Source organism: Micromonospora sp. AMSO12t (assembly GCF_008806585.1).
Lineage (GTDB): Bacteria > Actinomycetota > Actinomycetes > Mycobacteriales > Micromonosporaceae > Micromonospora > Micromonospora reichwaldensis.
The window spans coordinates 1-18813 of the sequence record NZ_WAAS01000121.1; the positions used below are offsets into that span (position 1 = coordinate 1).

Below are 18813 nucleotides of genomic sequence, written 5' to 3' on the forward strand. Positions count from 1 at the left end.
CGTCGCCGGCCCGGCGGACGAGCCGGTCGCCGTGGTCGGGATGGCCGTCCGGCTGCCCGGCGCGGCCGACCTGGCCGCCTTCTGGGCGATGGTGGAGGCCGGCGACCGGGGCATCGAGCACTTCGACGCCGCCGACGGCCTGGTCGGCGCCCGCAGCCAGCTGGCCGGGGTGCTCGGGTTCGACCTGGGGCACTTCGGCATCAGCCGCCAGGAGGCGCGGCTGATGGATCCGCAGCAGCGGCACCTGCTGATGAGCTGCGTCGAGGCGTTGGCGCACGCCGGCATCGCCGATCCCGCCGGGCAGCGGGTCGGCCTGCTCGCCAGCTGCGGCGAGAACACGTACTTCCAGACGATGCTGCGCGAAGCCGATCCGGCGCGGCTGCCGGACTCATTCCAGTTGGCGCTGCACCACGAGAAGGACTTCCTGGCCACGAAGGTCGCCTACCACCTGCGGCTGACCGGTCCGGCCTTCACCGTGCAGGCGGCCTGCGCCAGCTCGCTGGTGGCGGTCCACGTCGCGGCCGGGCTGCTGCGCCAGGGCGACAGCGACGTGATGCTGGTCGGCGGCGTGCTGGTGGACCCGCTGCTGACGGCCGGCTACCGCTACCAGCCGCAGCACATCTTCTCCCCCGACGGGCACTGCCGGCCGTTCAGCGACGACGCCAGCGGCACCGTCGGCGCCAGCGGGGTGGGCGTGGTCGTGCTCAAGCCCCTGCGGCTGGCCCGGCGCGACGGCGACACCGTCTACGCCGTGATCACCGGGTCGGCCGTCAACAACGACGGCGCGGAGAAGATCGGTTACGCCGCGCCGTCGGTCGCCGGCCAGCGTGAGGTGATCCGTACCGCGCTGCGCCGCAGCGGGCGTACCAGCGGCGACGTGGGCTACGTGGAGGCGCACGGCACCGGCACGGAGCTGGGCGATCCGGTGGAGGTGGCGGCGCTACGCCAGGCGTTCGACCTGGCCGGGTCCGGTCGCGTCGCGCTGGCCTCGGTGAAGAGCCAGATCGGTCATCTCGGCGCGGCGGCCGGGGTGGTCGGTCTGGTCCGCGCCGTGCTGGCCGTGCACCACGGGCTGATCCCGCCGAACGTCGACTTCCGTCGCCTCAATCCACGGCTGGGCCCCGATCCGGCCCCGTTCCACGTCCCCACGAAGGCCCGGCCCTGGCCCGTCGACCGGCCACGCGTGGCGGGGGTGAGCAGCTTCGGCATCGGCGGCACCAACGCCCACCTGGTCTGCGAGGCGGTCGGTCCGGTCGGCGCCGGCCCGGAGACTCCGCCGGGCCCCGGCGTACCGGTGGTGCTGCTCGCCAGCGGCAGCGCGGCCGGCCTGCGCGCCGACGCCGACCGCATCGCCGACTACCTGGCGGCCCGGCCCGAGGCCTACCACCGGGTGCTGCGCCACCTCCAGGCGGGCCGCACGCCGGGCCGGTGGCGGGCGGCGGCCGTCTGCGCCGACGCGGCCGCCGCCGTGGCCTGGCTGCGCACCGCGACCGCCGTCGAGGTCACCCCCGTCGAGGCGGCGCCCGTCGCGGTCACCGGCCCGGCCGGTACGCCACCGGCGGCCGACCTCGTCGCCGCCTGGCTGGCCGGTCGGCCGGTCCGGTGGCCGGCCGGGCCGGCGCAGCCGCCCTGGGACTTCCCCCCGCCGGCGTTCGTTCTCGTCGACCACGAGTTCGCCCGCGCCGCCCCGCCGGCCGGGTCGGCACCGCCGGCCGGGACGGCACCGCCCACCGGGGCGGCGTCAGCCGGGGCGGCGTCAGCCGGGGTGGCGTCGCCCGGGGCGGCGTCGCCCGGGGTGCCGGCGGCTGCCGGGGCGGCGCCAGCCGATCAGCCGTGGCCGGCGCGGCTGCCCGAGGCCGAGTGGTTGCACCAGCCGCACTGGGTGCGCTGGCGGCACGCGGGGGCCGACCCCGGTGCCCGCCGCCCGGAGACGCTCGTGGTCATGGCCGCGGAACCACCGCCGCCGGCCGCGCTCCGCGCCTTCGCGGCGTCCCACGCCCGGGTGGTCGCCGTCACCGCCGCGGACGGCTTCGCCCGGCTCGGACCGGACAGCTACCAGGCCGACCCGGCCGATCCCGGGTCGCTGGGCCGACTGCTCGACGCGCTGACCGGTGCCGACGCCGGCTCGCCGGCCGCGCCCGGGCACGGCGGTGTCGACTGGCTCCACGCGCTGCCGCTGGCCGTCGACGGGCCGGTCGGCGCGGACGCGCTCGCCCACTCGTACCGGGCCTGCGTCGACACCCCGGCGGCGCTGCTGGCAGCCGTCGCCGCGCTGCCCCGCCGGCCCCGGCTGCGGGCCTGGTGGCTGTCGCAGCAGGCGCAACCCGTGCACGACGACGTACGCCGGCCGGAGCTGGGCCTGCTCGCCGGGGTCTGCGAGGTCGCACCCCAGGAGGGCGACGTCGCGAGCCACTGGGTGGACCTGCCGGGCCCCGATCCGGCCGACTGGGCGCCGGCGCTCGCGGCGCTGCTGGCGGAGGAGACACCACCCCGCCGACTCGCGCTGCGCGGGAGTTACTGGTGGGAGCAGGCGCTGCTGCCGGTCCGCCCGCCGGCCGCGCCGGCCACGCATCCGCTGCCGGCGGTGCCCGCCACGCGCGCGCTGCCGGCCGGACCGGCCGTGTACGTGGTCCTCGGCGGCACCGGCGGCATCGGGCGGAGCATCGCCGCCTGGCTGCTGGAGCAGGGCGACTGCCGGGTGGTCCTGCTGGCGCGGCGCGGGCCGCTGCCGGCCGGGTTGGCGCGCTGGGCCGACCGCGTCGACCTCGTCGAGGGCGACCTGGCCGAGGCCGGACCCGACGAACTGCTGGCCCGGCTCGACGCCCGGACCCGACGGGTCGACGGGGTGGTCCACGCCGCGGGGATCGCGGCCGGCGGGCTGATCGGCCGGCGGGACGCGGCCGCGATGCGGCGGGCCACGGCCGGCAGGACGCACGGCGCGCTGCTCGTGGAGCGGCTGGTCGCGCGCCACCGGCCGTCGTTCGTCGTCTACTGCTCGTCGATGTCGGCGCAGCTCGGCGGCGTCGGCCAGCTCGACTACGCCGCCACCAACGGGCTGCTCGACGGCTTCGCCCGGCACCGGGCGGACGGGGCCGACACCACGCTGCGGATCTCTATGGGCTGGGACGTCTGGAGCGAGGTGGGCCTGGCCCGGGACGCCCTGCCCACCGACGCCCGGCACCGGGCGCACCTGGCGGTCGGCCTCTCCGTGGACGAGGGGCGCCGGCTCTTCGCGCAGGCCCTGCGGCTGCGGCTGCCGCAGCTGCTCGTCTGCACCACCGCGCTGGACCGGGCGCGGGAGTTCTACGCGCCACTGGCCGGCCCGGCGGACGCGACACCCGCCGTACTGCCCCGGTCGGCCGCCGAGCAGGTCGGCGAGTGGCTCTGCGACTGGCTGGGCGTCGACGCGCTCGACCCGGCCGCGTCCCTCTACGACCTGGGGGCCGACTCGCTGCTGCTGCTGGACCTGATCGACCGGGTCAAGGAGCGCTTCGGCGTCAGCCTCGGCCTGTCCCAGCTGAGCCACCGGGTGAGCCTGGCCGAGGTGCTGAGGCTCCTCGGCGAGCCGGTCCGCGCCGCCGACCCCGCCGACCCCGCCGTGGCGGTGGAGGTCTGGCAGGCGGGCCGGGGGCGTGCGGTGCTCTGCCTGGTCCATCCGGTCGGCGGCGACGTCCAGGCGTACCGGCCGCTGGTGTCGGCGCTCGATCCGGAGCTCACGGTCTGCGTCATCGCCGATCCCGCGCTGGTGAGCCCCGGGCAGCCGGCCTGGTCGCTGGCGGAGCGGGCCGCGCGCTACCACGCCGCGCTGCGGGACCGCTTCCCCCGCGACGAGTGGCGCTGGCGGCTCGCCGGGTGGTCGTTCGGCGCCTGGGTGGCGCTCGGGATGGCGGCGGAGGCCGAGGCGGCCGGCCAGCCGGCGGACGAGCTGTACCTGCTCGACCCGCCGCCGCCGGACGCCGCGCCGGCCTTCGAGGCGTACGACGAGGAGCGGCTCGCCGCGCTCTTCGCCCACGAGCTGGGGGCGGCGACCGGCGCGAACACCGCGGCGACGGCGTACGCGGACGCGCTGGCGCGCTGCTGCCGGGCCAACCTGGCGAGCATGGCCCAGCACACCCTGCCCCGGCTGGCCGGGACGCCCGGGCGGCTCTGGCTCGCGGGCCGCCCGACGGCCGGGCTGCCGGCGCTCGGCGCGCCCCAGGAGCAGGCCCGCACGTGGCGGGGGCACCTGACCGGGCTCGCCTGGCACCTCGTCGACACCACCCACTACGGCATCGTCGAGGCGCCGCACGTGGACATGGTGGCCGGGGCCATCAACGAGGCGGAGTTGGCCAGCGACCCGAGGGCGGCGCGATGAATCCGTACCAGTCGTTGCCGTCGCGGTCGTTCTGGCGCACCGCCGTGGCCGAGCCGGAGATGCGGGACATCGGCGAGGTGTGGACGCCGAAGTTCGGCCTCGACCCGGACGATCCGGTCCTCACCGCCGGTTCCTGCTTCGCCCGCCACCTCGGTCCCGCCCTGCGCGACGAGGGGATGAACTGGCATGAGGTCGAGCTGCCCCCGCCGGGGCTGACCGAGGCCGAGCGCCGGGCCCGCCACTACGGCGCGTTCTCCTTCCGCACGGGCACCATCTACACCGCCGCCACCCTGCGGCAGTGGCTGACCTGGGCGCTGACGGACGACCCCGGGCCCGACGAGGTCTGGCGCGAGGGCGACCGGTTCTTCGACCCGTACCGCCCGTCGGTCGAACCCGACGGGTACGACTCGGCGGAGGCGACCCTGGCCGCCCGCCGGTCCACCCTGGCGGCGATGCGGGGGGCGGTCGCCGAGGCGGGCTGTCTCATCTTCACCCTCGGCCTGACCGAGGCCTGGCGCGACACGGTCACCGGCACCGTCCACCCGGTCTGCCCCGGCACCGTCCGGGGCACCTTCGACGCCGGGCGGCACGTCTTCCACAACTTCACCGTGGCCGAGGTGCACCGGGACCTCGCCGCCGTCGTCGCGCTGCTGCGCGCCGCCAACCCCCGGCTGACCGTCCTGCTGACCGTGTCGCCGGTGCCGCTCACCGCGACGGCGACCGGGGCGCACGCGTTGACCGCCACCACGTACTCCAAGTCGGTGCTGCGGGCCGCGGCGGGCCAGCTGGCCCAGGAGCACGAGCACGTCGACTACTTCCCCTCGTACGAGCTGATCACCAGTTTCCCGTTCCGGGGGGTCTTCTTCGCGCCGAACCTGCGCGCCGTGACGCCGACGGGGGTCGCCTTCGTCATGCGCCACTTCTTCGACGCCCTCGAACGCGACAGGTCGGCGGGTCCGACCGCCACGGCGTCCGACGCTCGCGCCGACGCCGCCGACGGAGGTGACCTCTACTGTGACGACGCCGTCCTCGACCACTACCGCGCCGGCTAGGTTCCTGTTGCTGGGCGACTCGCACGCCGGGCCGATCGCCCGCGCGGCCACGGCGGCCGGGGTGCCCTTCGTCGGCGGGCCGGTCGGCTCGGGGCGCGACTTCAACGTCGGCTTCTTCGACGTCCGCGACGACGGCCTGGTGTTCCGGGACGCCGCCGTGCAGGAACGCCACCGCGGCTTCCTGGCCGAGCTGGGCGTGGCCGACGTCGGGCAGCTCGCCGTCCCGCTGGTCTCGACGTTCGGGCTCAGCGCCCACTTCTTCGCCACCACCGAGAACTGGCGGATCTACCGGGCGGGCGACGGCGCCTTCCCGGCGGGCTTCCTCGCCGGCGGGCTCTTCGACGACATCGTGCGCGCCATGGCCCGCGACGCGCTGGCCTTCTACCGCCACGCCCTCGACCTGGGGCTGCGCGTCCTCGCGGTGCTGCCGCCACAGCGGGTGCCGGGAATGTCCGACCCGCTGGTGTTCATGGCGGCCCAGGAGACGGTCCGCCGCGCGCTCGTCGCGCTCGGCGTGGAGATCGTGGACCTGCGGGCCCGGGTCACCGACGGCGCGGGCCGGCAGCGGGCCGCGTTCTGCGAGCCGGACGACCCGATCCACGGCAACCTCGCCTTCGGCCGGCTGATCGTGGCCGACCTGCTGGCCCGGGGGCTGTGACACCGAACCCAGGAGGGAACGAATGGAAGAGCACGTCCTTGCCGCCGTCGAGCGGGCGACGACCCGCCCGCCGGAGCGCTACGACACCATCACCGTCCGACCGATCTCTCCGGTCATCGGCGCGGAGGTCTCCGGCCTCGACCTCGCCACCGAGCTGTCGGACGGGCAACTGGCCGAGGTCAGGCGCGCCTTCCTCGCCCACCATGTGCTGGTCTTCCGCGACCAGGTGCTCTCCGCCGAGGACCACAAGCGCTTCGCCGGCCTGTTCGGCGAGTTGCGCCGGCAGCCCCTCGCCGACCTCGACGGCGGCGACCCCGCCGTCCTCGAGATCAGCGCCGGCCGGGACTCGCGGTTCGTGGCCGGCGAGGACTGGCACACCGACGGCACCGCCGAGGCCGAGCCGTCGCTGGGCTCGATGCTCTACGTCACCAGGACGCCGGAGATCGGCGTCGGCGGCGACACCCTCTGGGCGAACATGCACCTGGCGTACGAGATGCTCTCCCCGCCGATGCGGGCCTTCCTCGACGGGCTGACCGCGATCCACGACGGCCTGATCCCGTGGCAGGGCCACACCCCGCCGCCGGAGTACGTCGTGCCGAAGAGCGAGCACCCGGTCGTCGTACGCCACCCGGAGACCGGCCGCAAGCTGCTCTTCGTCAACGCCGGCTTCACCTCGCACATCGTGCAGCTCTCCCGCCACGAGAGCCGGGCGCTGCTGGACATGCTCTTCGGCTGGGTCGCTCAGCAGCCGATCCTGAACTGCCGGGTGCGCTGGACGCCGAACACGCTGGTGTTCTGGGACAACCGCTGCACCCAGCACCACGCCGTCTGGGACTACTACCCGCACTCCCGCTACGGCCAGCGGGTGACCATCAACGGCAGCCGGCCGGTGGCGTAGCCGGTCGGGCCGACCCCGCGCTGACTCGGCGGCGGATCCGCTCGCCGGCCGGTGGAGGGCGCGTCGACCGGTGGAGGGCGTCGGCCGGTGGCGGCGCGGCCGGTGGTGGGCGTGGGCCGGTGGTGGCGTCGGTCAGCCGCGCACGATCTGCTCCGTGTAGTCCCAGTCGTCGTCGAGGGCGGCGTCGCGTTCGCCGGTCAGGCCGGTCAGGTCCGCGCCCGCGACGCGGCCGGCGCCCGCGACGCGGTCCCGCAGGATCCGGGCCGTGACCACGGCGGCCCGGGTGCCCTGGGCGGTGACCGGGTCCAGGTGGTAGCCGGCGTCGCCGACCAGGCACCAGCCGGGCCCGCTCATCGGCCGGCGCAGCATGCGCATCCGCCCGGCGCCGCCGATCGAGGTGGTGCGGCGCCCGACGGCGACGGCCGGGCCGAGATACGGGTCGTCGCGCACCATCCGCTCGTACGAGCGCGCCGGGTGCCGGCCGGTCTCGTCGATCAGGCTCTGGTGCAGGTCCACCGCGACGCACCACTGCTTGTCGCCGCAGGGCGTCGAGATGAGGACGCTGCGGTCCTGCAACGAGAAGTAGGAGCGGTCGGTGGGCAGCGGCAGGTTCTCGTAGTAGGCCAGCAGCGCGAACCACGGTGACTCGACCACCCGGTAGGCGTCCGCCCCCACGCGCTCCGCGTTGCGCGACAGCCGGCCGTCCGCCAGCACCAGCAGGTCGCAGGTGACCTCGCTGTCGACGGCACCGTGCCGGACGGTCACGCCGCGCACCCTGCCCGCGTCGACTGTGAGGTCCCGCACCCGGGCCGGGCGCCGCACGGTGACGTTGCCCCGGCCGCGCGCCGCGGCCAGCAGCGCCGGGTCCAGCACCTCGCGGGGCACGCTCATCCGGAACGAGTGGGCGTCCTCGCGCGGGTAGACCCGCTCGACCACGTCCTCGCCGATGCGCTGGGTGTCGCCGTAAGTGCGCGGGGCGCCGCAGGCCAGGACCGTCTCCAGTAGACCGAGCTCGGCCCAGGCGAGGTTGCCGGAGCGGTCCCAGGTGGACTGCTGCGGCCAGAACGCGGTGGGCCGCGAGGCGTCGAGGACGAGGACCCGCTCCGCGTACGGCGCGAGGGCCCAGGCGGTGCACGCTCCGGCGATCCGGCCGCCGACCACGACGACCTCCCAGTGGCCGCTGATCACGCCGGCACCGGCTCGGCGCGGTGGTGCTCCGGCGGGCTCCCGAGGTCGTCACGCGACACGACTCAGTCTCGCATCCGGACCCGACCCGGGGAAGGGAGCAGCCCGGCGAGGCGCGCGGTCCTCGTGGGCGACGAGGCCGGCGTCGCGCGACGGCCCCCGAGGTCGCCGCAACGGCGCACACCGTCGGAGGGATCTTGTTATTACTGGCCGATTACCCAAGACCATTAAATTCACCCAGGTCAGCGGGCTCCCGTCTGGACGTGGGGTGAAATGTGAACAGTCGAACAATCGCGCGCCCGGAGCCCAGGCTCGAGGTCCGGGACCTCGGGTGGCGACAGCTGTGGGCGGGCTCCCGGCTGCTCGCCCAGGCGTACGAGAACGGCGCCATCTGGGCCGCCGCCGGCTCGCTCCCCCGGTGGCAGCGCATGTCCGCGCTGACCGCGCTGTACCTGGCCGAGCTGGTGATCGCCCAGCTGATGAGCTCGGGCATCACCCTCGCCGCGTACCGGGCCGACCGGCTCGACGGGATCCTCGTCCTCTACGGCGACGAGCGCACGACGCCGTGGTGGGGGTGGGCGCTGCGCTCGGTGGCGTGCCTGCTGGCCGGGCCGCGGGCCGTGATGGAGGCGGTGCGGATCTCCAACGCGCTCGACCGGATGCGCCCCAGCAGCCCGCACGTGTGGTTCGCGGTGCTCGGCCGGCGGGTCGACTCCGTCGGCGTCGGCTACGTCCTGATGCGCGCCGGCCAGGCGCGGGCCGAGGCCCTCGGCCTGCCGGGCTACCTGGAGACCTCGGCCGGCCCGGAGCAGGTGCAGATCAACGAGATGCTCGGCTGGACGTCCGTGGACGAGTACGTGCTGAGCACCGGAAGCGTCATCAAGACGATGTGGCGCGACAACCCGGGGCGGTCATGACGGCCCCCGGACTGGCCCGGGGGCTGGACACGCTCTTCGCGGTCCCGCCGGAGCACCGGCTCGGCGACGTCGACCGCGCCTCGGCGAGACAGGTCCTCGGCTGCGACGACCACACGCTCTCCACGTTGCTCGACCGCGGGCTGCCCGCCAGTGGTGACCCGGGCGAGGAGCGTTTCGACTCGCGCGACCTGTTCAACCTGGCGCTGTACTCGGGCACCGGCACGACCGTGCCGGAGCAGGCCTTCGCCTACTCGCTGCGGTGGATGCGCTCGTCGACCGAGGAGCTGCTCGCGCCCCGCGCCTCCCGGTTCGCGCTGCGGATCGCGTGTGCCGCCGACGCGTGCGGCCCGCAGCCGACCAGCACGCTGGCGTTGCCGCGCCCCGAACGCTGCGGCGGCGCGGTGCACGACCTGACGGTCGAACCCGCCGACGGCGGCGCCGGACCGAGCGCCGAGCGCGGCGACACCGTCACCCGTACGGCGTCGCAGCTCGCCGTCACCGCCACCGTCCACACGACGGGCGAGCGGGCCGAGCTGCGCTCCCCGGAGCTGCGGGCGATCGCCGCCGAGTTCGCCGCCATGGACCTGCGCTGGGTCAAGCTGCCCGAGGCCCTGCAGAACGACGTGGACCTGGTGACCACGCACGGCGTGGCGAGCTGCGACTCGGCGAGCCGGTACCTGGCCCAGCTCTGCCACCGGGCCGGCATCCCGGCGGTCACCCGGATCGGCTGGGTCGTCGGCATGCTCGACCTGGTCCACGCCTGGGTCGAGGTCGAGGACGCCGACGGGGCGACCAAGGTCATCGACCCGGTCTTCGCGCTGTTCTCCGCCACCGTGCGCGACACCAACCCGCTGCTGCGCGATCCGGCCGTCGCGCTGCGCACCAACCGGCTCATCCCGACGGGCCTCTCCACGGGACGGGCCGTGGCCGAACACCGGTGCGCCGACGAACCGTCGGCTGCCCGGCTCACCACGAAGATCCTCCCCGCACCGACACGCCCCCAGGAGGGGTCATGAGTACGACCGAGACCGTTCCGGAGTTCCTCACCACGTTCCTGCGCGCCAGATGTCCGGACATCGACTCGGTCGGGCTCGACGACGACCTCGTGGACACGGGCGTCCTGAACTCGATGCACTTCGTCGAGCTGCTCTACCTGATCGAGGCGGAGCTGGGCACGGAGATCTCCCTCGACGAGGTGAGCACGGACGACTTCCGCACCATCTCCCGGATCACGCGACGTTTCTTCACCCCGGGGCAGGGCCCCGGCGCGACACCCAAGGAGTAGCAATGTTGGAGACCCGCGTCCGCGAGGTCGTCGGCTCGGTGTTCGGTGTCGCACCGGACGAGCTGCCCGAGCGCCTGGACCCGGACACCGTCCCGGGCTGGACCTCGCTGCGCCAGATCCAGCTCATGATGGCGCTCGAGAACGCGTTCGGCATCGAGATCGACCCGAACCTGCTGCCGGCCCTCGCGTCCGGCCCGGCGATCGTGCAGTACCTCGAGGAGACGCTGGCGGTCCCGGACGGGACGGCCCGATGACGGCGTACCACCCGCAGTTGCGCACGGTGCACGACGTCGTCGCCTTCCACGCCGGGCAGCGGCCCGACCATCCGGCGGTGCACTGCGAGGACCGTACGGTCAGCTACGCGCAGCTGCACCGGTCGAGCAACCGGACGGCGCACGCCCTGCGGCGCGCCGGGGTCACGGCCGGGCACCGCGTCGCCTACCTGGGCAAGGAGTCCGAGCACTACTACGACGTCCTGTTCGCCTGTGCCAAGACCGGCACCGTGCTGGTCCCCATCAACTGGCGGCTGCGCGCCGGCGAGATCCGGCACATCATGCGCGACTCCGGCAGCACGGTCCTCTTCTGCGACGAGGATCTCCTGGACACCGTCGACGCGCTGCGGCCGGACCTGCCCGAGCTGCGCGAGGTCGTGTCGCTGGCCGGCTTCACCGGTTGGCAGGCCGACGAGGACGCCGACCTGGACCCGTCCTGGACCGAGGAGCAACCCCTGGCCCAGGTGTACACCAGCGGCACGACCGGCAACCCCAAGGGTGTCGTGCTGGCCCACCGCAGCTTCTTCGCGGTGCGGGACGCGCTCGCCTCCGAGGGCCTGGACTGGATCGACTGGCGGCCGGACGACGTGAGCCTGATCGGCATCCCGGGGTTTCACATCGGTGGACTCTGGTGGTCGATCCAGGGGTTCAGCGCCGGCATCACCAACGTGTCGGTCCGGGTGTTCGCCGGGCACGAGGCGGTCCGCCTCATCCGCCGCCACGGCGTCACCACGGCGTGTGTCGTGCCGGCCCAGTTGCAGATGATGCTCGCGCCGCCCCGGCCGAAGCGGGAGGACTTCGTCTCGCTGCGGAAGATCGTCTACGGCGGGTCGCCGATCTCCGAGGCGTTGCTCGGCCGCAGCATCGAGATGTTCGACTGCGAGTTCGCGCAGATCTACGGCCTGTCCGAGAGCGGCAACACCGCCGTCTGCCTGCCGCCGTCGGAGCACGTCGTCGGCGGGCCGCGCATGCAGGCGGCCGGCCGGCCGTACCCGGGCTTCGCCGTGAAGATCATCGATGGTACGGGCCGCGTGCTGCCGCCGTTCGAGGTCGGCGAGATCTGCCTGTCGACCCCGGCGCGGATGATCGAGTACCGGGGCCTGCCCGAAGCCACCGCCGCGACCCTGGTCGACGGCTGGCTGCACACCGGCGACGCTGGCTACCTCGACGACGAGGGCTTCCTCTTCGTACGCGACCGGATCAAGGACACGATCATCGTGGCCGGCGAGAACGTCTACCCGGCGGAGATCGAGAACGCGGTCTGCGCGTACCCGGGGGTGGTCGAGGCCGCCGCCGTCGCCGTGCCGCACGAGCACTGGGGCGAGGTCGTGCACTGCTTCGTGGTGACCCACCCCGACCAGCCCGCGACCGCCCGCGATCTCACCCCGTTCCTGCGGGGGCGGATCGCCGACTTCAAGATCCCGGCGAGCTTCGAGTTCGTCGACCAGTTGCCCCGCAACCCCAGCGGAAAACTCCTCCGGCGGGAGCTGCGCGAGAGGTTCTGGCAGCACCTCGACCGGCGCGTGGCCTGACAGCCGACGCGGTCCCCGTCCGGCCCCCAACACCCACCCTTCGTGCAAAGGCGGATCGATGCACATTTTCCTGCGCCACAACAGCGACCGGATCGCGCTGTCGACAGGCAGCCCCAACCGGATCTCGCTCGGCTACTCGGAGGACCCGCGAGCGGTAGCGGGCCGTCTTCCCCGACGCGGCGCCGACGAGCCGAAGAACGTGCTCCTGCTGGGCGCGAACGGATACGTCGGCATGCACATGCTGCGTGAGCTCCTCGGCGACGCCCGGGTGGCGACGGTCTACGCCCTGGTGCGCCGCAAGGGCGACAAGTCCGGCGAGGACCGCATCGCCCGGCAGCTGCGCAAGTACAAGATGGAGCTGCCCGACACCGGGAAGCTGTCGGTCCTGGAGGGCAGCTACCTGGAGCCGGCGATGGGGCTCGACCCCGCCGCCCACCACGAGCTGCTCACCGAGGTCGACGTGGTCATCGACGCCGCGGGGGCGACGACCCACGACTACCCCTACGCCCGGTACCGCGAGGAGAAGGTCCTGCCGACGCTCCGGCTCGCGGAGTTCTGCCTGCAGGAGCGGTTCAAGACGCTGCACGTCATCGGCTCGGTCGGCAGCGAGGTCTACCAGCAGCGGCGCGACTTCTACCGCAACAGCTTCTTCTACACCGGCTACAGCAGGATGAAGTGGGTCGTCAAGCACCTCAGCCTGCGGGCGAACCGTGACGGCGTGCCCATCCACATCTACCAGGCGCCGTTCGCGTTGGGCGGCGCGCCCACCGGGTTCAAGGACCCCGGCATGGAGTACTCGTTCTGGAACATGATCTCGCACATGCTCCAGCTGGGCCTGATCTGGGACTCGGAGGTCACCAGCCCGATCGTCGCCGGCGACGTGCTGGCCCGGTCGGTCGTGGACAACGCGTTGTCGGAAACGCCGCGGCCGATCAGCTACCCGGTGACTCCGGCGACCACCCGCGAGATCGCCGAGCGGTTCGACCTGAAGCTGGTGTCGTGGCAGGAGTTCCGGCGCGAACTGATGCGGCAGCACCGGTTCCGGCCCAGTCAGATCGACTGGTCGAAGCCGATCACCAGCATCAAGCGCGGCCGGCAGCAGTCCAAGTTCGTACGCTCGCTGTTCCCGCGGTCGTTCCACACGCTGCTGAGCAACATCCACCACGCCGCCGCCAACCCGACGGCCGTACGGCTCGACACCGACCTGCCGCCGATCGACGTCCTGGTCAACAACGCCAGGCGGATCCGCAAGCTCGGCAGGTACCTGCCCGAGGAGGCGGTGGCTCCCGTCGCCGTTGCCGCGCCGGTTCCCCCTCCGGCCCCCGCCGCCGAGCCGGTGGCCGTCGGGGCCGTCTGACCCTCCTCTCCTCGCGCGACAGCGACGCCGGCCGACCTGGTACCCGTGCCAGGTCGGCCGGCGTCGGCGCGTCGGCGGGCTGGCGGGCCGGCTAATCGGCCGCCCCTGAGGCTTTGACGCATCCGAATGCGTTGACCGGCCGCAGAGTCGCGGGCAGGAATGCCTGGAGACCAATGGCCAAGGCCCGCCGAGGCGATACACCAGCACGCGCACGAATTCCCCACCCGCGACCCATCGGGAGGGAATTCCTCACCGCCCGACGACATTGCCTGTCCGGGGACACCCGATTAGCCCCAACGCCGCTGAGGAGCACCGGACCACCCGTCTGCGCGGTGGCGCGCCGAACCCGGCCAAGGGCCGGCCACCACCACCCGGGACGCCCGGCGAGCGCTCGCCAGCGGGTGCGGGGTCGGCCGATACAAGGGCTCCACCTGCGCGAACGCCCGCGCCGAGCCGCTGGCCGGCACGCCAGCTCCCGGCACCCTGACCGCCGACTCAGCCGCCCCGTCGTGGCGGCGACCAGGCACCCGGCGCCCCGGCCGTCGCCGGCCCTGGCGGTCGCCTCGCATCTCCATTGACTCTCGCTGTAAGACGGCCCGAGAAAGACCGCCGACCCCTTGGCAGGGGGTCGACGCATTCGCTACCTTCTCTATTGCCGCAAGCGGGAACGGATGAGGGGAGTTGTCATGACGGCGTACCGCTCGGGAAATGTCTCCGAATTTCTCTTTCGGGGTCCCGAACGCTCGCCGCAGTCGACTTTCCCGCCTCGTCCGCCCGACCGATCCGCATCCTGACTGCGTATCCGCGGCACCCAGGTTCCCCCGAACGCCCGTCCCGGATGCAGCGGGGACGGTCCCGTCCAGGGGTGCACCGAGCCCATCGCGCCGGAGAGGAGGTACAAGCCATGGCCTTCGACATCGTGATCGTCGAGACGAACGAAGTTGTGCTGAACCACGGCGCCGTCTGACGCGCCCGGTGCCGGACCCGCGTGCGGGTCCGGCACCACTCCGTCCGTCGTGCTTCGTCGTGGAAAGGGCACCGGAATGCGGGTACGTCGCCGCGACCAGCTCGTCTGCCGCTGGGACAGCGATGCGCTGATGGTCGCCCTGCCCGGTCAACGCCGGTGGTTGCGGGTCACCCCCGACCTGCTGAGCCTGTTGCAGCGGCTCGACGACTTCACCGACGTCGACGAGGTCGCCGCCCAGTTCGGGGGCGAGGCCGCCGACGCCGCCGTCCAGGCGGTCCACAAGCTCCGCGAGGCCGGCATCCTCGTCGCCGACACCGACGACGCCTGCACCCCGCCCGTCTGGCAGCACTGGGGGCCGATCGCGTCGCGCATGCACACCGAGGCCCGCGACGCCAACTACCTCGTGGATTCGCCGCAACGCGACGCCACCGCCGCGCAGATCGCCGCCGACGGCGCACCTCCGGCGCCGTTCAAGCGGTACCCGGACGCCCCGGCCGTGCACCTTCCCCGACGCGCCCTGCCGCTGCGTACGCCCGTGGAGGAGGTCTTCGCCGCCCGGCGCACCCACCGCGCGTTCGCCGGCACCCCGGTCGGCATCGACGCGCTCGCCACCGTCCTGTCCTGCACGTTCGCGCCCCAGCGATTCCTCGACGGCGGCGCGTTCGGCCCGCAGCAGGGACGCATCAGCGCCTCCGCCGGTGGCCGGCACGAGGTCGAGTGCTACGTGGCCGTTTACGACGTCACCGGCGTCCCGGCCGGCCTCTACCACTACGCGCCCGAGGTGCACCGCCTCGAACTCCTCGACGCCACCGTCGACCGCGAGCGCATCGCCGCCCTGGCGTACGAGCAGGAACCCTCCTACCAGGGGGCCTTCACCTGCCTCACCACCACCGTCGCCGCCCGCCTGTCCTGGAAGTACCGCCACCCCCGGGCCTACCGGCTGTGGATGTTCGACGCCGGCCACTACGGTCAGACCTTCGCGCTGACCTGCACGGCGCTCGGCCTGGCGCCGTTCCAGACCGTGGCGTTCCACGACAGCGGCGTCGAGGCGATGCTCGGCGTGGATGCCGACCACGAGTTCGCCACCTACCTGCTCTCCGCCGGCAATCCCGCACCCGACGACGGCACCGGTCCCACCGGGCCGGGGTATCCACCGCCGTTCCGCCTGGCCGCCAGCTCCCACCGGTCACCGGCCGACCCCGCCGCCAGCCCGGAGCAGCTCGGATGAGCCCGACCGGCCGCACCGGCGTCCCCATCGTGGCGCCCGGCACCGGCAGCCGCGGGGCCCCGCCCGGCCACGCAGCCGGCCCGGCGTCCGTCGTCGGCGTGCCGGCCACCGGCCACCGCCGGGCGCGCCGCACGCCATGAGCGCGCCCACCAGCCCCGCCACCGCCGCCGCGCAGAAGCTGAGTCAGCACCCGCGGTTCCTGCGGGTATGGGCCAGCCAGTCCGCCGGGGCCGTCGCCGACCAGATCCTGCCGGTCGCGTTCGCGCTGTACGCCGTACAGCGCGGGGCCGGTGCCGGCACCATCGCCGTCATCCTCGCCGGCCGGGCGATCGCCCTGGTGGTCTGCCTGCTCGCCGGGGGTATCCTCGCCGACCGCGTCTCCCGGCCCCGGATCCTGTTCACCGCCGATCTGATGCGCACCGCCATCGTCCTCGGCACGCTGCTCGCCCTCGACGACCTGCCCCTGGCCGCGCTCGGCATCGTCACCGCGCTCTCCGGCGTGGCCGAGTCCCTGTCCCGGCCGGCCATGCGGTCGTTGATCCCGGCGCTGCTCCCCGCCGGCCTGCTGGAGCGCGGCAACGCCCTGATGTCCGCCGTGCAGCGCTCCGCGACCCTCCTCGGGGCGCTCGCCGGCGCCGCGATCGTGACCGCCATCGGCATCCACGCCGCGCTGGGCCTGGCGGCCCTGCTGTTCGCGACCGGCGCCCTCGCGGTGCTGGGCGTACGCGACGTCGCCGCCGGTGACCGGCCCCGGACCAGCGTCCTTGCCGACGCCGCGGCCGGCATCGCCACCGTCCGGCGCCGTCCCTGGGTCGCCGCCGTCATGGCTGCCGTCGCGGTCCAACTCTTCGCCGGCACCGCGCCCAGCCTGACGCTGCTCCCGCTGATCGCCGCGGACCGCCTCGGCGGCGAACTCGCCTACGGGCTCGTCCTCGCCGCTGCCGCCGCCGGCGCTCTCCCGGCCATCGCGCTGGCCGGCCGGTGGCGGCCCCGGCGGCCCGGCACGGTCAGCATGCTCGCCCTCACCACCTACGCCGCCCTGCCCGCCAGCCTCGCCTTCGCCCTGCCGCTACCGGTCACGGCGCTCTGCTTCGCCCTCGGCGGATTCGTCGTGGAGATCTACTTCATCTCCTGGCTCTCCGCCCTGCAACGCGAGATCCCCGCCGAGGTACTGGGCAAGACCCTTGCCCTGGATCAGCTCAGCGCGTTCGCCCTGCTGCCGGTCGGGTACGCCCTCACCGGGCCGGCGGTCGCGGCGTTCGGGATCCAGCCCACCCTCGTCGCGGCGGCCGCCCTGACCGCCGCGGCCAGCGCCGTCACGCTGCTGGTCCCCGGCGTCAGCACCTTCAGCGACCCCGCCCGGGCCCACGCCGCCGGTGCGCCGGCGGGCGGCGCGGACCGCAGCGGATGATCCCTTCGGGTACGCGGAACGGGCCGTGACCGCCTGGCGGCCACGGCCCGCTGCGCGTGGAGACCGCTGCCGGGTCAGCCCACCCGGGCCGCGGCGGCGGTGACGCCCGTGACGCCGCTGCCCGACTTCGTGACGTGGTAGGTGACGGTCGTGCCGCTCCAGAAGTGGAACGTCAGGGTCACCCGGGCGCCGTCGTTGACCTCCGCGAAGAAGGCCTCGGTCAGCGTGATGCGGTTGCCGGCGTAGTCGGGGGCGAAGGCCACGTCGAACTCCTTGAACGGCGTCCAGTTGTGCGGGCCGGCGTTGCTGCCGTCGGCGTACTTCGCCTCCATGGTGGCGAGCTGGTCACCCCGGAACTGGGTCGGCACGGCGAACGAGGTGGTGCTCCCGGTCGCGTTCGACAGCACCGGCGGGTCGTACGTGATCACGTTGATCCGCCACGGGACCCCGGCGGAGAACCGCGCGTGCAGGGTGGCGTTCACGCCGTACGCCCGGCTGCCGACCAGCCTGGTCAGCGCGCTCGCGGTGAGCGTGAGCTGGCTGCCCGACACGGTGTAGTCGGTGCCCTGCGCCAGGGCGGTGCTGCCCTGGTACAGCCCCTGGAAGGTGGTGCCGTTCAGGTTCAGCGCGAGCGTTTTGGCAGTGATCGAGCCGGTACGCGGCACGTACACCTGGTCGGCGTAGGCCGTGCCGGAGCGGGTGGTCCAGCTCGACTTGATCTGCGCGAACAGCTCCGCGTCCTTCCACTGGAACGTGAGCCGGTTGAAGTGCTGCCCGTTGTCCCAGAGCTGGGTGGTGATCTTCCTGGTCTTCGCGTACCAGCCGAGGAACTCGAAGAACTTCAGCTTCTCGCCCTGCTGGATGGTGCCGGTGTGCCGGTCGAAGCCGAGCAGGCCGTACTCGCCGATCACCACCGGGATGCCCTTGGCGACGAAGGCGTTGTGCACCCGGTCGAAGGCGTCGGTCAGGTCCTTCTGGGTGGTGGCGTCGAACCGGGTGCCCCCGGCGACGTTCACGCTGAACGGCCAGTAGCCGTAGAAGTGCACGGTGGCGATCAGGTTGCGGTCGCCCAGCTGGGTGAAGGTGCTGGTCAGCTCGTCGATGCGGGCCTGGTCCGACGAGGTGTGCAGGGTGGGCAGGACGAGCATCCGGGTGGCGTTGTTGCCGCCGGAGGCCCGCACGATCCGGTGGAAGGACGTGTTCAGCTCGTGCAGCAGCTGGGCGTTCTGGGGGTCGCCGGAGCTGTTGGCGAACTGCGGCTCGTTGACGCTCTCGAAGTGCAGCTTCGGCGAGGCGTCCCGGAACGCGGCCGCGATCTGGGTCCACAGCGCGTTGTAGCGGTTGAGGACGGTGGTCCGGTCGGTCGGCATCGCGTTGATCCACTGCCACGAGTCGTGGTGGATGTTGATCATTACGTAGAAGCCGTCATCCAGGGCCCAGCCGACGACCTCCTTGATCCGGTTGAGCCACGCCGCGTCGATCGTGTACGCCGGCGCGGCCCCGTGGTGGTTGCTCCAGGTGACCGGGATCCGGATGCTGTTGAAGCCCTGCGCCCGGACGGCGTCCAGCTGCGCCTGGGTGACCCGCGGGTTGCCCCAGGCCGTCTCGTCGCTGCCGACCGCGTCGAAGGTGTTGCCGAGGTTCCAGCCGGGCTGCATCGCGGCCACGTAGGCCATCGGGTCACCGGTCGGCGGCGG

General features: G+C 73.7%; 14 protein-coding genes. 12 read left to right on the forward strand and 2 right to left on the reverse strand.

What is annotated here, in order from left to right; genetic code table 11:
* From F6X68_RS18475 to F6X68_RS18490, 4 genes are all read left to right on the forward strand, one after another.
* Positions 1–4354 (forward strand): SDR family NAD(P)-dependent oxidoreductase (locus tag F6X68_RS18475; RefSeq protein ID WP_151455462.1); only part of this gene is annotated, 4354 nt, incomplete at its 5' end.
* On the forward strand, positions 4351–5406 hold the full coding sequence (locus tag F6X68_RS18480) for a GSCFA domain-containing protein (protein ID WP_151455463.1): 1056 nt from the start codon (positions 4351–4353) through the stop codon (positions 5404–5406). The genes F6X68_RS18475 and F6X68_RS18480, both read left to right, overlap by 4 nt.
* Positions 5369–6064 carry a hypothetical protein gene (locus F6X68_RS18485; protein WP_192581454.1) on the forward strand — a complete coding sequence of 232 codons (696 nt, stop codon included), beginning with the start codon at positions 5369–5371 and terminating at the stop codon, positions 6062–6064. Before F6X68_RS18480 ends, F6X68_RS18485 begins: the two co-directional genes overlap by 38 nt.
* Positions 6065–6086: 22 nt before the next feature.
* Positions 6087–6962 carry a TauD/TfdA family dioxygenase gene (locus tag F6X68_RS18490; RefSeq protein ID WP_151455464.1) on the forward strand — a complete coding sequence of 292 codons (876 nt, stop codon included), beginning with the start codon at positions 6087–6089 and terminating at the stop codon, positions 6960–6962.
* 132 nt (positions 6963–7094) lie between these two features.
* Here the strand turns inward: F6X68_RS18490 and F6X68_RS18495 are convergent, their stop codons facing one another.
* Entirely contained in the window at positions 7095–8150 is a 1056-nt protein-coding gene (locus F6X68_RS18495) for an NAD(P)/FAD-dependent oxidoreductase (protein ID WP_151455465.1), read from the reverse strand.
* Positions 8151–8422: 272 nt separating this feature from the next.
* Between F6X68_RS18495 and F6X68_RS18500 the strand changes: the two genes are divergently transcribed.
* The 8 genes from F6X68_RS18500 to F6X68_RS18535 all read left to right on the forward strand — a co-directional run bounded on the left by F6X68_RS18500 (position 8423) and on the right by F6X68_RS18535 (position 17116).
* Positions 8423–9064, forward strand: coding sequence for a hypothetical protein (locus F6X68_RS18500; RefSeq protein ID WP_151455466.1), 642 nt, complete (start codon positions 8423–8425; stop codon positions 9062–9064).
* Complete coding sequence (locus F6X68_RS18505) at positions 9061–10080, forward strand: hypothetical protein (protein WP_151455467.1); 1020 nt, start codon at positions 9061–9063, stop codon at positions 10078–10080. Before F6X68_RS18500 ends, F6X68_RS18505 begins: the two co-directional genes overlap by 4 nt.
* Positions 10077–10349 carry an acyl carrier protein gene (locus F6X68_RS18510; protein WP_132240601.1) on the forward strand — a complete coding sequence of 91 codons (273 nt, stop codon included), beginning with the start codon at positions 10077–10079 and terminating at the stop codon, positions 10347–10349. The genes F6X68_RS18505 and F6X68_RS18510 overlap by 4 nt, the downstream gene beginning before the upstream one ends.
* 2 nt (positions 10350–10351) lie before the next feature.
* Positions 10352–10603, forward strand: coding sequence for an acyl carrier protein (locus tag F6X68_RS18515; RefSeq protein WP_151455468.1), 252 nt, complete (start codon positions 10352–10354; stop codon positions 10601–10603).
* Positions 10600–12153 (forward strand): long-chain-fatty-acid--CoA ligase, encoded by a 1554-nt coding sequence (locus F6X68_RS18520; protein WP_151455469.1) that lies wholly within the window; start codon positions 10600–10602, stop codon positions 12151–12153. Before F6X68_RS18515 ends, F6X68_RS18520 begins: the two co-directional genes overlap by 4 nt.
* 58 nt (positions 12154–12211) lie before the next feature.
* Positions 12212–13510 (forward strand): SDR family oxidoreductase, encoded by a 1299-nt coding sequence (locus tag F6X68_RS18525; RefSeq protein WP_151455470.1) that lies wholly within the window; start codon positions 12212–12214, stop codon positions 13508–13510.
* Between the two features lie 1043 nt (positions 13511–14553).
* Entirely contained in the window at positions 14554–15705 is a 1152-nt protein-coding gene (locus F6X68_RS18530) for a SagB/ThcOx family dehydrogenase (protein ID WP_151455471.1), read from the forward strand.
* 136 nt (positions 15706–15841) lie between these two features.
* Positions 15842–17116 carry an MFS transporter gene (locus tag F6X68_RS18535; RefSeq protein ID WP_192581455.1) on the forward strand — a complete coding sequence of 425 codons (1275 nt, stop codon included), beginning with the start codon at positions 15842–15844 and terminating at the stop codon, positions 17114–17116.
* A 74-nt stretch (positions 17117–17190) separates the two neighbouring features.
* Here F6X68_RS18535 and F6X68_RS18540 read toward each other — a convergent pair.
* Positions 17191–18813: cellulase family glycosylhydrolase (locus F6X68_RS18540; protein WP_151455473.1), on the reverse strand; the 1623-nt coding region annotated here is incomplete at its 5' end.

Excerpts from the sequence above, each read along its gene's own strand:
- F6X68_RS18480 (WP_151455463.1), top strand. The coding sequence starts at position 4,351 with ATGAATCCGTACCAGTCGTTGCCGTCGCGGTCGTTCTGGCGCACCGCC.
- F6X68_RS18490 (WP_151455464.1), top strand. The coding sequence starts at position 6,087 with ATGGAAGAGCACGTCCTTGCCGCCGTCGAGCGGGCGACGACCCGCCCG.
- F6X68_RS18505 (WP_151455467.1), top strand. The coding sequence starts at position 9,061 with ATGACGGCCCCCGGACTGGCCCGGGGGCTGGACACGCTCTTCGCGGTC.
- F6X68_RS18510 (WP_132240601.1), top strand. The coding sequence starts at position 10,077 with ATGAGTACGACCGAGACCGTTCCGGAGTTCCTCACCACGTTCCTGCGC.
- F6X68_RS18515 (WP_151455468.1), top strand. The coding sequence starts at position 10,352 with ATGTTGGAGACCCGCGTCCGCGAGGTCGTCGGCTCGGTGTTCGGTGTC.
- F6X68_RS18520 (WP_151455469.1), top strand. The coding sequence starts at position 10,600 with ATGACGGCGTACCACCCGCAGTTGCGCACGGTGCACGACGTCGTCGCC.
- F6X68_RS18525 (WP_151455470.1), top strand. The coding sequence starts at position 12,212 with ATGCACATTTTCCTGCGCCACAACAGCGACCGGATCGCGCTGTCGACA.
- F6X68_RS18530 (WP_151455471.1), top strand. The coding sequence starts at position 14,554 with ATGCGGGTACGTCGCCGCGACCAGCTCGTCTGCCGCTGGGACAGCGAT.
- F6X68_RS18535 (WP_192581455.1), top strand. The coding sequence starts at position 15,842 with ATGAGCGCGCCCACCAGCCCCGCCACCGCCGCCGCGCAGAAGCTGAGT.